This window comes from Cyanobium usitatum str. Tous, from assembly GCF_963920485.1.
GTDB classification, from domain to species: domain Bacteria; phylum Cyanobacteriota; class Cyanobacteriia; order PCC-6307; family Cyanobiaceae; genus Cyanobium_A; species Cyanobium_A usitatum_A.
This window is the reverse complement of sequence record NZ_OY986431.1, coordinates 680,092-692,380: the sequence shown is the minus strand read 5'-3', so window position 1 is coordinate 692,380 and position 12,289 is coordinate 680,092. Positions and strand designations below refer to the sequence as shown.

The 12,289-nt window shown below is 62.6% G+C and carries 15 protein-coding genes; 9 read left to right on the top strand and 6 right to left on the bottom strand.

The window, feature by feature from the left end; translation table 11 throughout:
* Positions 1 to 42: 42 nt before the first annotated feature.
* From U9970_RS03775 to U9970_RS03760, 4 genes are all read right to left on the bottom strand, one after another.
* Positions 43 to 1,026 (bottom strand): CHAD domain-containing protein, encoded by a 984-nt coding sequence (locus U9970_RS03775; protein ID WP_322765371.1) that lies wholly within the window; start codon positions 1,024 to 1,026, stop codon positions 43 to 45.
* A gap of 7 nt (positions 1,027 to 1,033) precedes the next feature.
* Positions 1,034 to 2,050: a PstS family phosphate ABC transporter substrate-binding protein gene (locus U9970_RS03770; protein ID WP_322765370.1), complete on the bottom strand. Its 1,017-nt coding sequence runs from the start codon at positions 2,048 to 2,050 to the stop codon at positions 1,034 to 1,036.
* Between the two features lie 81 nt (positions 2,051 to 2,131).
* Positions 2,132 to 3,232: a CorA family divalent cation transporter gene (locus U9970_RS03765; RefSeq protein ID WP_322765369.1), complete on the bottom strand. Its 1,101-nt coding sequence runs from the start codon at positions 3,230 to 3,232 to the stop codon at positions 2,132 to 2,134.
* On the bottom strand, positions 3,205 to 3,351 hold the full coding sequence (locus tag U9970_RS03760) for a hypothetical protein (RefSeq protein WP_255023197.1): 147 nt from the start codon (positions 3,349 to 3,351) through the stop codon (positions 3,205 to 3,207). Before U9970_RS03760 ends, U9970_RS03765 begins: the two co-directional genes overlap by 28 nt.
* Before the next feature lie 179 nt (positions 3,352 to 3,530).
* Here U9970_RS03760 and U9970_RS03755 point away from each other — a divergent pair, with 179 nt between their 5' ends.
* From U9970_RS03755 to U9970_RS14260, 3 genes are all read left to right on the top strand, one after another.
* Positions 3,531 to 3,773, top strand: a complete 243-nt coding sequence (locus tag U9970_RS03755; protein WP_322765368.1) for a DUF7219 family protein — start codon at positions 3,531 to 3,533, stop codon at positions 3,771 to 3,773.
* Between the two features lie 90 nt (positions 3,774 to 3,863).
* Positions 3,864 to 4,586: a hypothetical protein gene (locus tag U9970_RS03750; protein ID WP_322765367.1), complete on the top strand. Its 723-nt coding sequence runs from the start codon at positions 3,864 to 3,866 to the stop codon at positions 4,584 to 4,586.
* Between the two features lie 6 nt (positions 4,587 to 4,592).
* Positions 4,593 to 4,874 (top strand): helix-turn-helix domain-containing protein, encoded by a 282-nt coding sequence (locus tag U9970_RS14260; RefSeq protein ID WP_407653102.1) that lies wholly within the window; start codon positions 4,593 to 4,595, stop codon positions 4,872 to 4,874.
* Positions 4,875 to 4,890: 16 nt separating this feature from the next.
* Here U9970_RS14260 and U9970_RS03745 read toward each other — a convergent pair whose 3' ends face one another.
* Positions 4,891 to 5,115 carry a DUF3136 domain-containing protein gene (locus U9970_RS03745; RefSeq protein ID WP_322765366.1) on the bottom strand — a complete coding sequence of 75 codons (225 nt, stop codon included), beginning with the start codon at positions 5,113 to 5,115 and terminating at the stop codon, positions 4,891 to 4,893.
* A gap of 129 nt (positions 5,116 to 5,244) precedes the next feature.
* Between U9970_RS03745 and pyrC the strand changes: the two genes are divergently transcribed.
* Positions 5,245 to 6,303: a dihydroorotase gene (pyrC, locus tag U9970_RS03740; RefSeq protein WP_322765365.1), complete on the top strand. Its 1,059-nt coding sequence runs from the start codon at positions 5,245 to 5,247 to the stop codon at positions 6,301 to 6,303.
* Here pyrC and U9970_RS03735 read toward each other — a convergent pair.
* Entirely contained in the window at positions 6,289 to 7,902 is a 1,614-nt protein-coding gene (locus tag U9970_RS03735; RefSeq protein ID WP_322765364.1) for a Na/Pi cotransporter family protein, read from the bottom strand. The two genes, pyrC and U9970_RS03735, sit on opposite strands and share 15 nt — an antisense overlap.
* Positions 7,903 to 7,998: 96 nt before the next feature.
* Here U9970_RS03735 and U9970_RS03730 point away from each other — a divergent pair, with 96 nt between their 5' ends.
* The 5 genes from U9970_RS03730 to U9970_RS03710 are packed head-to-tail and all read left to right on the top strand — an operon-like array spanning position 7,999 to position 12,270.
* Positions 7,999 to 9,111: an acetate/propionate family kinase gene (locus U9970_RS03730; RefSeq protein WP_322765363.1), complete on the top strand. Its 1,113-nt coding sequence runs from the start codon at positions 7,999 to 8,001 to the stop codon at positions 9,109 to 9,111.
* Positions 9,112 to 9,137: 26 nt separating this feature from the next.
* Positions 9,138 to 10,631, top strand: coding sequence for a bifunctional orotidine-5'-phosphate decarboxylase/orotate phosphoribosyltransferase (locus U9970_RS03725; protein ID WP_322766006.1), 1,494 nt, complete (start codon positions 9,138 to 9,140; stop codon positions 10,629 to 10,631).
* On the top strand, positions 10,628 to 11,317 hold the full coding sequence (locus U9970_RS03720; protein ID WP_322765362.1) for a cation:proton antiporter domain-containing protein: 690 nt from the start codon (positions 10,628 to 10,630) through the stop codon (positions 11,315 to 11,317). Before U9970_RS03725 ends, U9970_RS03720 begins: the two co-directional genes overlap by 4 nt.
* 11 nt (positions 11,318 to 11,328) lie before the next feature.
* Positions 11,329 to 12,018, top strand: a complete 690-nt coding sequence (locus tag U9970_RS03715; protein WP_322765361.1) for a cation:proton antiporter domain-containing protein — start codon at positions 11,329 to 11,331, stop codon at positions 12,016 to 12,018.
* 36 nt (positions 12,019 to 12,054) lie between these two features.
* The gene (locus U9970_RS03710; protein ID WP_094561403.1) at positions 12,055 to 12,270 is read left to right on the top strand and encodes a DUF3136 domain-containing protein; all 216 of its coding nucleotides are present in this window, start codon (positions 12,055 to 12,057) and stop codon (positions 12,268 to 12,270) included.
* Positions 12,271 to 12,289 lie beyond the last annotated feature (19 nt).

Sequence of the window (12,289 nt, the reverse complement as noted above, 5' to 3'; positions counted from 1 at the left end):
GCAACTGGGCGACATAGACAATGTGTCCTGCGACACATTTTGCTAGCCAAGCCAGGCCAGGGCGTGCCTTAAACCAGCACCAAGCCAAGATCGCGGCCCAGCAGGCAGCGGCTCCGCCAGCAAAGCAAGCCGCAGACGGCGGCGCTGGCGTTGAGGCAACAACTCATCCACCAGCTCGCGCCACTGCAGCCAGCAATGGCGTTGGTGTTGCACAAGCAGCCACTCCAGTTGGGGCAAGGTGTCTTCAAACCGTCCTGGCACCTGGTCGTGGATGGCGCTTTGCAGCACCTGCAGATCATTCCACTCCCCCAGCAACTCCTGGCCCTGCTTGAAGCGGCTAATCCAGGGTTCCGTAGCGGCACCTTGCAAGGCAGCAAGATTCTCCAGCAGATAACGCACCTGCTTGAGCTGGCGGCGCAGCTCATGCAACTGCTCGGTTTCAGCAGGATTCTTTTGAACTGAATCCTTGCTGATCTGCCAACCCGGATGCAGAAAAAGACCCGAAACTGCGGGCCCCTGCCACTCCAGCACCCACTGTGAAATCGGTTGCTCACCAAGCGAAGTGAAGGCGGGCTCCTTCAGCCAGCGCTGAAGCTGAGCCAACCCCTCTAGGTAGGAGCGGCTTTGCAACACCTCCACCACATGGCCGTGGGCTAGCTGACGCTCGCGGCGCAACTGCCTGAGAACTGGGCGCAGGGCCTTCAGCTCCGCTGCCGGCAATTGGGGCAGGAAGCCATCTTCGAGGCGTTCGCGTAAAACATCTAGATCCCGGGCCAGCCCCAAACGGCGCACCCATTTGGCCAGGCGCTGATCATTAACAGCAGCTGGCAACTGCAGGGCCGACTCAAACTGAATCAAGGTGGTGCGCAGCCGACGCATTGCTACCCGCATCTGATGCAGCGGCTCGCTGCCCTCTCCTGACGCAACCGGCGCCTGCAATTGCACCAGCTTGGCGACCTGTTTCTGCACCAGCTCCCGCGCAAAGGCACCACTGGCCAAACCGCGGCAGCGATCCATCAACACCATGCGGAACTCAACGGAATTCTGATTTCTTAATGCTATCTAGGCTGCGCTGCAAAGCTTGGCCGGTGGTAAGACCCACCGGTAAATCGCCGCCAAAAGCCGTGCCCAGCACTTGGAGGTAGAGCTTGCTTTCCACCAGGCGGTAGGTACTGGAAGGCATGGGGATATATCCCGCCTGCTTGACCAGCTTCAAACCATTTTGCATTGTGTAGGTAACAAATTTACGCAGTTCGGGCTGGCTGCGCAATGCCTGATCGTTCACATAGATAAAGAGAGGCCTAGATAGGGGCACATAGCTCTCCTTTTGAACCGACTGTGGTGACGGATAGGCAGGACCCTTACTGCCTACAACGCTGAGGGCCTTTAGTCGCTTGCTGTTGGCTTGGAAGTAGGCATAGCCAAAGTAGCCAAGAGCATCAGGGTTGCCAGCTACGCAGGCAACCAGATCGTTGTCATTTTCACTAGTAAATACATCAGAACGGGAATTTTTATCATTGCCATTTATAGCCTTATTGAAATAGTCAAATGTGCCAGAATCCTTGCCAGGGCCACATAGGCGAATCGGGCGATCAGGCCAATCCAGGTTCACCTGGCTCCAGCGAGTCACCTTGCCAGCAGCCGCCTGGCTCCAGAGGCGGGAGAGCTCGCCGGTGGTGATGCGGCTGGCCCAGGTGTTTTTAGGGTTGACCACCACCGTGATCGCATCAAAACCAATCGGCAGCTCAAGGAAGCTCACCCCTTTGGCGGCACAAGCCCTGAGCTCCTTGGCGCTGATGGGGCGGGAGGCGTTAGCCAGGAAAAGCTGCCCGCTGCAGAACTGGCGGAAGCCGGCAGAGGTGCCCGTTTCCTTGAGCTCAAAGCGCACCTGGCGGTTAGCACCAGCTTTTTGATAAGCCTGAACAGCTGCCTGCATCACCGGAAACACTGTGCTGGAGCCGCCGATGCGCAGCGGAGCCGGGGTCGCCGCCTTGGCAACTCCCAGGGGCAACAGCGACAGGAGAGCCAGGGGAAGCCAGGAAAAGCGCAAGACAGGGCGCATAACGGTCACAACCACAACAGAACTCTGGGCGATCCGAGGGCTTTTAGGGGTTAAGGCCAGGTTGTGGCTTCAGCGCGGTGCCGTCCAATCCGCAAACCAACCACGGCGCCACAGCCAGCAGGTCTGAATTACGGCCACGATTGACATCAACAGCAGACAGTAGAAGTAGCCCAGATGCCAACGCAGCTCAGGCATGTTGGCGAAGTTCATGCCATAGATCCCAGCGATGAAGGTGAGCGGCGCGAAGATGCTGGTGAGGATGGTGAGGGTTTTCATCACCTGGTTCATCCTGTTGCCCACACTGGCCGCATAGGCCTGGGTGATGGCATCACATTGGTGGCGCAACAACTCACAGTTTTCAAACAGCAACTCCACCAGATCGGCCATCTCCTGGAAGCCAACCAGAGCATCGGCGCCGAGTAGCTGCTGCCTTTGGCGCAACAGCACCCGGATCTGGTGGCGCAGGGGCCACACCTGGTTGCGAATCGTGCGCAGGTTGCTGCGATGCACAAAAGCCCGGGCCAATAACTTCGGCTTGGGGTCCCGCAGGGCCGCTTCTTCCAGGTCGTCGAGGCGATTGGCGATCTGCTCAAGCATGGGGAAAAGGGCATCGAGCAACTCATCCACCAGGAAGTGGAGAATGTCATCTAGGTCGCGATGCTCCACCGCACCCACCCTGGATTCCAGCCAGACGGTGAGCTCCGGAAACGACTCCCCCGCCGGCGCCTCCTCAAAGGTGACCAGCAGGTTGGGCAGCAGCAGCAAACCCACCTGGGAGCTGAGCAGATGCAAGGGATCACGCGCAAAGCTGAGCCGGTGCAGCACCACGATCACGGCCTCCCCTAGCCCATCAACCCGCGAGCGCTGGGGCACCTCCAGCAGGGGAGGCAGCAACATGCGAGGCACTTGGACGATGTCGAGCATGGCCTCAACTGCCCCTGGATCGCCCAGGCCCATCACCCGCAGCCAGATTGGATAGCCGAGCTCCTGCAAAGGCAAAAGTTCGGCAGGGTTGTGCAGGGAAATCAGCCGGGGGCCGTCTGGCTCAAACAACACGGCGCTGAAACAACTCTGGTGCCGCCCGCCAGAGACGTAGAGGTGGACCGGCAAATTGGCAGGCCGCTCCTCCAGCAGGTGGGAATTCAGAGCACCAGGGGTGGGGCGCAGCACGTTGGGGTCAGATCAGGAGCCTGCCAGCGGATCAAGAGTTGGCCACCGGCAACGATGCTGGCCTGGATCAGCAGACACATCACCACCTGTAGCCACCTACCACCCGTGGACTGATCCATGAGAGCGCAGATCGGAGGGTTTGGCATGTTGCGGCCGCCGACCTGATGCCGCCGGTGCTCCTGACGACACCTAAGCAGCCTTCAACACTCCTTAATCCAATCCTTCTAAATTAAGGGAAGTTCATGAGCTTCCAGTGTCCAGTGCGGGGCCCAGGCCCACCCCATCCGATCCGGAAGCCATGGCCGACGGCCTGAGCTCGCCCATGGAACCCCATTCCGCCTACCGGGGCTCCGATTGGACTCCTCAGCGTTTGATGTTTCACCAAAACTTAGAATCATTTGCCGAGAGGGTTGGGCTTGTGGTGGGCCTGCAAAGCAATGGCAAGGTGAGTCAGGAGCAGGCCTACGCCGAAATCCGCCGCATCTGGAAGGATCTCAAGGACAGCAAGGACACCCTGCTCAAGCTCCCGAAGCAGAGCTGAGCACCAAATCACTAAGCATTAATGCTGCTGCCCAGATGCTGGAGCCGCAGCAGGCTCTCATTAGGGTCTGACCACCGATTTTGGTGTGGCTTGGATCCTGTCTCCCAGTTCCCCCTGGTGTTCCACGACCAGCAAGCGGTGGTGGATTTGGATCCCCAGGCCCTAGCTACCAAGCTGGCCCAGCACTTTCCAGTAGAGGATTTTGCCCCTCGCAACCCCTTGCTCAATCCGTTTCGGCACCGGGCCAGCACTGCCTTGGCTGGAGACCTCACCCTCACCTCTGGATATACAAGCCCTATCCATGGCCGCATCGGTGATAACCCCGGCGTAGGCGCAATCAACATCTGCTACCAGGGGGAATCTTCCTACGGAGTTGATGGAAACACCTTCCACATTCACGCTGAAGCACCCCTCTACTTCAACCCTGGCTTCTCTTACAACTACACCACTGGGCACTACAACGGGCTGGTGCTGCACGTAGACCTACAGCGATTGCAGGACACGGCCGCTGCCATCGGCGGCATGGGGCTCTCCGGTAGACGCTTTGTCCCCGATCTGCAGCGTCCCCAGGTGCTCTCAATGACCGAGAACCGGCAGGCCACACTGCTTATCACCATGCGCCGGGCCTTTGCCCTGCTGGATGCGCCGGAACTGCAAGCCCGTGGCGATCTGGCGGCGCTGCAGATCGACGACCTCATCTATCGCATCCTGGCCCTGGCCCTCTGCCCCCAACTCGATGGCGGTGAGGGAAAGGGGCTCTCCAGGGAGCTGATCTTCGAAGAACTGCTGGAATGGATTGGGGCCAATCTGTAATCACCAATCAATCTCACCCAGCTGGAGCAGCGCAGCGGCTATTCGAGGCGCAACCTGCAGCTCGCCTTCAGCAAGCGCTTCGGTTGCGGACCAATCCAATGGATCCGCCGCCAGCGCCTTGGCCTGGCCCGGCAGCACCTGCTCAACCCCTCGCCAAGGGACAGCGTTGCCGGCATCTCCTCAAAACTGGGCTTTAGCAACCTCTCCTCCTTCAGCCGCGACTTCCACAACACCTACGGCATTCGCCCCTCAGAGATGTTGCGTGAAGGGCGGCGCCTACACGGCTAAGCCCTTCCATAAGGATTCACACCGCTTCGGTCACCTCCCGTTTGAGCAGGGCGTAGAGGTAATCGGGTTCCTTGTAGCGGGTGGGTAGGCAGGAGTGGAGCAGGCTGAGTCGGTCCCAGGCCACGGTGCGCTTGATCGCCTCCAAGCTGCGCCCTTCCCGGATCAGTAGCCGCAGGGCCTTACAGCAGCCGGAGTAACCAGCTTCCAATGCTCCGATCGTGGGCTTGGGGGCAACGGTCATGCTGGGAAGGTTAAGAAGGATGCTCGCCGGCGAGCTCTAGACAACGCTAAACAGAGGACTTGGTGCCCGGGGCAACACTGCCTTCCCGACACGAATCCTTACCAGTTTCACCACCACCGATCCCGCGCCATGCCGAGCCAGCAGCTGAGCCTGCGTCAACCCGATGACTGGCATGTGCATCTGCGGGATGGCTCCATGCTCCAGGCCGTCGCCCTGGCTACGGCCCGCCAATTCGCCCGGGCGATCGTGATGCCAAATCTGAGCCCGCCTATCACCACTGCGGCGGCAGCCGAGGCCTATCGCCGCCGCATCCGCGAAGCCTTGCCCGACGGCAGTCGCTTCGAACCACTGCTGACGGCATACCTCACCGACGCCATCGACCCCGCTGAGATCGAACGGGGCTTCCGCCAGGGGGCCTGGGTGGCCTGCAAGCTCTATCCCGCCCATGCCACCACCAATTCCGCCGCCGGCGTCAGCTCAATCGAGGCGCTCACGCCCGTGTTCGACACCCTCGAGCGCATCGGCATGCCCCTGCTGATCCACGGCGAGGTCACCAGCGCTGACATCGACATCTTCGATCGCGAGGCGGTGTTCATCGAGCGGCACCTGGCCCCCCTGCTGGCACGCCACCCGGGGCTGAAGGTGGTGCTCGAGCACATCACCACCAGTGATGCGGTCGATTTCGTGCGCAGCGGCCCGGCCAATCTGGCCGCCACGATCACGCCCCACCACCTGCACATCAACCGCAACGCCATGTTTGCCGGCGGCCTGCGGCCCGACCTCTACTGCCTGCCGGTGGCCAAGCGGGAACTGCACCGCATCGCCCTGCGGGGCGCCGCCACCTCCGGCAACCCGAAGTTTTTCCTGGGTACCGATTCCGCACCCCACGCCCGCACTGCCAAGGAAGCGGCCTGCGGCTGCGCTGGCATTTTCAATGCCCCATTTGCGTTGGAGAGCTACGCGGCGGTTTTTGAGCAGGAGCATGCCCTGGAGAGGCTGGAGGCCTTCGCCTCGGAGTTTGGGCCCCGGTTTTACGGGCTACCGCTCAACGAGGCCACGGTCACCCTGGAGCGGCAGCCCCTGGAGGTGCCCAGCCGGCTCCACCTAAATGATGCGGCCGGCACCGCCGTCGAACTGGTGCCCTTCCATGCTGGAGAAACCCTGCCCTGGCGGCTAGTGCAGCCCTGAGCCACCGAGGTGATAGCTGGCCCGCCCTAGGTGCTGGCTCACCCGCTGCAGCCAGCGAATCGCCTCCAGCCGGGCTGTGCCGGCATCGACATCGAGCTCGCCCCTGGCCACCGCAGCCAGCACCTCCTGGCGGTATGACCCGTCGCGGCGTTGTACGGCCTGGGCACAGGCACTAACCAGGGCGCTGGCTTGAGCCCAGCTGCCCTGCTGCACCAGCCCGGGCAGCTGCTCAAGGGCGGCCAGGAGCTTCTGGCGCTCGCCAGCCAAACTCGAGCTTGTGGCTGCGGTGCGCAGGCGATCCTGCTCCTCTTCACAACGCTCATGTAATCGCTGCAGATGATCAAGACCATGCAGCAGGTGGAGCAGGGCCTCCCTTGCCGCTTCATCGCTGCCCGGACGCGGCCCCGGCGCTAGATGGATCTGATCGAGATAAAGCTGGAGTCGATCTAAATCGGCCTGCAGCACAGCCAGCCGCTGAGCGCCTGAGGCGGGCCTGCCGTTGCCCCTAGCCAGCCCATCGCTCAGCAACTGGAGCATTTCCAGCAGACACCCCTCCAGGGACTGGCGGGCCAGGCCGATGGCGGCAGCGGGATCGGCCGGGGGCGTGTCAGCCAGATCATCGATCAGGCGTCCCTCCCCCTGCGGCACCACCCGCCGGATCAGGGCGGCAAATGGCGCGGTGAACGGCAGCACAAGCAGCACACCAAGCAGGTTGAAACCGGTGTGGAAAGCGGTGAGAGCAAATTCAGGGTCCTGCTGGCTCAGGGCCGGCCAACCCAGCCGTAGCAGCGCCAGGTAAGCCGGCAGCAGCAGGAAGGCCCCGATGGCGGTGAGGAGGTTGAAGATCACATGAGCCGCCGCGGTGCGGCGGGCGCTGAGGCTGGCGCCAAGCGAGGCCATCACGGCGGTGACGGTAGTTCCCACATCCATGCCGATCACCAGGGCACAGGCCTGGGGCAGGCCAATAACCCCGCTCGCCAAGGCCGCCAGGGTGGTGGCCACCCCCGCCCCCGAAGATTGGGTGATCACCGTGCTGAGCAGACCGAGCAGCAGCAACTGCAGCCGCCCCCCCGGCAGGGATGCATCAAAGCGGGCCGGATCAAGCAGCAACCCCTGACCAGCCAGCGCCTCCTGCAGCGCGTCGATACCCAAAAACAGCAGCGCTAGCCCAGCCAAGGCCTGACCCAGCAGCGCCTGGCGGCCGCGGCCCAGCAGCCGCAAGCAGGCCCCCACCAGCAGCAGCGGTACCATCACCCCGGCCAGCTCAAACTTGATGCCGAAAAGGGCCACCAGCCAGCCCAGGCCCGTGCTGCCCACGTTGGCCCCGAAGATGATCCCCAGCGAGGCCTGGAAGCTGAGCAGCCCAGCGCTGACAAACCCCACCGTGGCCACGGTGGTGGCGGTTGAAGATTGCACTAGGGCCGTGCCGATCGCCCCCGCGGCGGCACCGCTCCAGGGAGATCGGGTGAAGCGCAGCAGGGCCTGACGCAGGCTGTTGCCCGCCAAGCTGCGCAAGGCCTCCGTCATCAGTCCCATACCCAGCAAAAACAGTCCCAGGCCGCCGGCAGCGTTGAACAGGGAACTGCCGGAGAGCGTCATGGGCGCCGGCGGCTATTTGCGCCAGGGACTGGCATCTATGACGGCATTAACGCAGGCTTGCCAGGCTATGCCCGATACCGGCCTGCACCCGATCGCATGACCCACGCCCTGGTGGTGAACACGGGCAGCTCCAGCGTCAAGCTGGCCCTCTGCGATCCGAGCGGCCGACGGCTCTGGCAAGAGCAGCGCAGCTGGGGGCTTCCCCAGGCCGATTCGGGCGGCCAGCAGCTGGCTGAACTCTTGGAGCAGTGGCTCTCCCCCCTGCTCGCGGCCCTTGAGCCCCTACCCCAGCTTGTAATTCACCGGATCGTGCACGGTGGTGCCCGCTTCAGCGCTCCCACCCTGCTGAGCCCGCAGGTGCTGGCGGAGCTGGCAAATCTGGTGCCCCTGGCCCCACTGCACAACGGCCCAGCGCTGGAGGCCATCACCTGGCTGCAAGACCAGCTGGAGGGTCAACTGGAGGGCAGTGCGATCCAGCAGTGGGCCTGCTTCGACACCGCCTTCCACGCCAGCCTCAGCGAAGCTGCCGCCACCTACGCCATACCGGCACCCTGGCGCCAGCAGGGCCTGCGCCGCTTTGGCTTCCACGGCCTCAACCACCAGCACGTGGGCGAAACGGTGGCGGCCCGTGAGCCAGACATACGCCGCCTGATCAGCTGCCAGCTCGGCGCCGGCTGCTCCCTCTGCGCGATCGAAATCGATCCCCAGGGCCAGCCGCGCAGCGTCGACACCACGATGGGTTTCACGCCGCTGGAGGGGCTGGTGATGGCCAGCCGCAGCGGCAGCGTGGATCCAGGGCTGCTGCTGCACCTGCTGCGCCAGGGGGTGGGCGTCTCCGAACTAGATACGGCCCTAAACCGCCAAAGCGGCCTGCTGGGGTTATCCGAGCTCAGCGGAGACATGCGCGAGCTGCGCCTCCAGGCTGGCGAGGGCCACCGCGGCGCCCAGCTGGCAATTGCGGTGTTCCGCCACCGGCTGCTGCAAGGGATTGGGGCCATGGCAGCCAGCCTGGGAGGCGTGCAGGCCATCGCCCTCAGCGGCGGCATCGGCGAACACGACGACGCCCTCGCCACCGAACTTGAGCAGGCCCTGGCCTGGTTGCCGGGGCTGCGCTGGCTGCGGGTGGCCGCCGATGAGGAAGGGTTGATGGTGCGGCTGATTGCAAAGAGCTGTGTCACCAGCCGGCGGACAGGCCAATGGCTGGCTTAGCAACGAGCCCAAACAGCCTGCGGGCGATGGGCTTCTTCGTAAAACTCACCGACGCCATCGCCGACCGCCAGTCGCTGCTGGTGACCGGGCTTGATCCCAACCCGGAGATGCTGCAGAGCTGGGCAGCGCGGCGGGGCCTGGCGGGCCGCTCCTTCCTCAGCCAGGCCCGCCACTGGATCAAGGCGGTTATCGAGGCCACAGGGCCCCATGTGTGCGCCTACAAGCCCAGCCTTGGCTTTTATCAGGCCCTGGGACCGGTGGGACTGGAGCTGCTGCTGGAGGTGCGCGACCTGGTGCCCCGCGATCTTCCCCTGATCATCGACGCCAAACACGGCGATCTCAACTCCTCCTCGGCCCTGGCCCACTACCTGTTTAAAGATCTGGGCGCCGATGCGGTGACCCTCTCACCCCTGGCTGGCCAGGACATCGCTGCCCCCTTCCTGCTCTATCCAGACAAGGCCGTGGTGATGACCTGCCACAGCTCGAACCAGGCGGCGCGCCAGATCCAGCACTACCCGAATGAGGAGACACCGCTCTACCTGCAGATTGTGCGGGAGACCCAGCTGTGGGCCACCCCCGACCAGCTGCTGCTGGAGGTGGGCACCAGTGATCCGCAAATCCTGGCGCGGGTGCGGGCCGAAGCGCCCGAGCGCTTTTTGATCCTGCGCAGCCTTTGGGGAGAAGAGGAAAAGCTCGACGCCATGCTGCAGGCCGGCCTGGGGGCCGCCGCCGATGGGCTGCTGCTGCCCCTACCTCAAAACCTGCTGGTAGAAGACGACATGGCCAGCCGAGCCGAGGCGCTCAAGCTGCAGATCACGGCTAAGCGGCACCAGTGGCTGGAAAATCACGAAAAGGGCAACCCAGAAACCTGTGCCCTGTGGCTCCCTGAGCAGCAACCAAGCGCCGACCCACTCGAGAGCCTGATCGTTGATCTCTTCGACATCGGCTGCCTGCTATTCGGCGATTACGTGCAAGCCTCGGGCGCGGTCTTCAACTACTACGTCGATCTGCGCCAGATAATCTCCGACCCAAACCTGTTCCACCGAGTCCTCCACGCCTATGCCGGCAAGCTGCAGGGCCTCAAATTTGACCGCATCGCCGGCATCCCCTACGGCTCCCTGCCCACCGCCACTGGGCTTTCGCTGCAACTGCACAAGCCGCTGATCTATCCCCGCAAGGAGGTCAAGGCCCACGGCGCCCGGCGCCTGATCGAGGGCGATTTCGAGGAGGGCGACCGGGTGGTGGTGGTAGACGACATTTTGATCACCGGCGGCAGCGTCCTTGAGGGCATCGGCAAGTTGGAGAGCTCGGGCCTGAAGGTGCAGGACGTGGTGGTGTTCATCGACCATGGCGGCGACCATGACCGCCGCGCCCGGGAGCGGCTGGCGGCGGCCGGCTACAACTGCCATTCCGTGCTGGACATTGCCCAAATCACCGCTGTGCTGCAGCGGGCCGGCCGACTCAGCGATGCCCAGGCGGCGAGCCTCGGCTCGGCCCATGCCGACTCAGCCCAGCCGTGATCGCGACCCTCTTTGCCCAGGCACCCCTCTTGGCTCAGCCAGCAGGTCTTAATGGGGTGCCCTTGGAGGGCCAGCTGCTGTTCATCGGCCTGCTGTTTCTAGGCACCTTGGCGATCAGCCGGTTCTCGGTCCAGATCGGGATCCCGGCGATTCTCGGGGTGCTGCTACTGGGCCTAGCGATCAACATCCAAAGCCTCAACGTCACCCATGAACAGGCCGAAAGCCTGCATGTATTCGCACTAGCCCTGCTGCTTTTTTATGCGGGGCTGAAAACAGATATCAAAACTATCCGAGGCTTTTTGAAATATGGCCTGGCCCTAGCGGTAGGGGGGGTGGCGATTGCCACCGGTCTGCTGGCCGCCCTGATCTGGCTGCTTTCCTCCGCTGGAGGAAACCAACTGGCACCAGGACTCAGCAACACGATGCCCCTGGGGGCTGCCCTGCTGATTGCCGCCTGCCTGGGCTCCACCGATGCCGGAGCCACCATCAACGTGCTGAGTTCGGTGCGGCACCTGGTGCCAGAGCGGCTCAGGCACCTACTCGAATTCGAATCTTCAGTCAATGACCCAACGGCCCTGCTGATATTTGGCCTGATCGTGGGGCTATTCAGCACCTCCAGCGCCGGCGCCAGCCTCGAGCAAGCAGCGCCGGCGCCAGCCTCGAGCAAGCAGCCCCTGCTGCAGTAATCCTCAACGGCTTGCGCAATTTCATACAACAGGTGGGCGGCGGATTAATCGTGGGCGCCCTATTTGGCTATGTGGCCAGATTCGTGATCAATGAGCTTGCTTACGACAAATCCCAGCTACTTATTGTCGCCATATCGCTTGCTCTAGTGGATTATGGCTGTAGCCATTTCCTAGGGGGATCCGGCTTTATCTCGGTATACATCACTGGAGCGATGATGAGCAACATGATCTATCGTCAAGCCGATATAAACCACGAATCAATTCAGGAGGTACTGCTGCCTTTCAACACCATGGCTGAGATCTGTATCTTTTTGATCTTCGGTCTACTGATAAATCCAAGCAGCCTGCTGCCCGCCCTGCCTGTTGGCCTGATAACGGCGGCAGTGTTGATGCTGGTGGTACGACCAATCAGCGTCTTGGTGTTCCAACCCCTCTCCCCCTTCCGATGGCAAGACAGTGTGCTGGTGTCTTGGTGTGGACTGAGGGGGGCAGTGCCTTTGGCCCTCTCTTACAGCGCGGTCAATCAGATCAGCCACCTTCGCGGTGTCGACCCAGACTCCGTCGTTGCCCTAGCCCACAACGCCCAAAGCATCGTGTTCATTGTGGTGCTGATCAACCTGCTAGCCCAAGGCCTCACCCTGCCGCGGCTCTGCCGCCAGCTCAACCTGATCTCGGCGCCACCTGAAGCCGTAGGGTTGTAGTTGCGTCTTTGCAACTCCTGGACGCCCACTCGTGCGATGAGCAGCAGTCAGGGACTCACCATCGGGGAACTCGAAGCCAATTATTCGCTCTATTGCAAGGCCTTGAGGCTGCTCCTAAAGGAAGGAAAAACCGTAGCCGCCATTCAGCGAACCGTCTGCTGGAGCCGTTTGGAGCAACTGCATATCTGCCTGCCTAGTCGATATAAAGCGCCTGACTATCTCTGCGTTGTGCTGAAGCGCGATCTCGGCTGATCATTAATCCCGGCCCGAG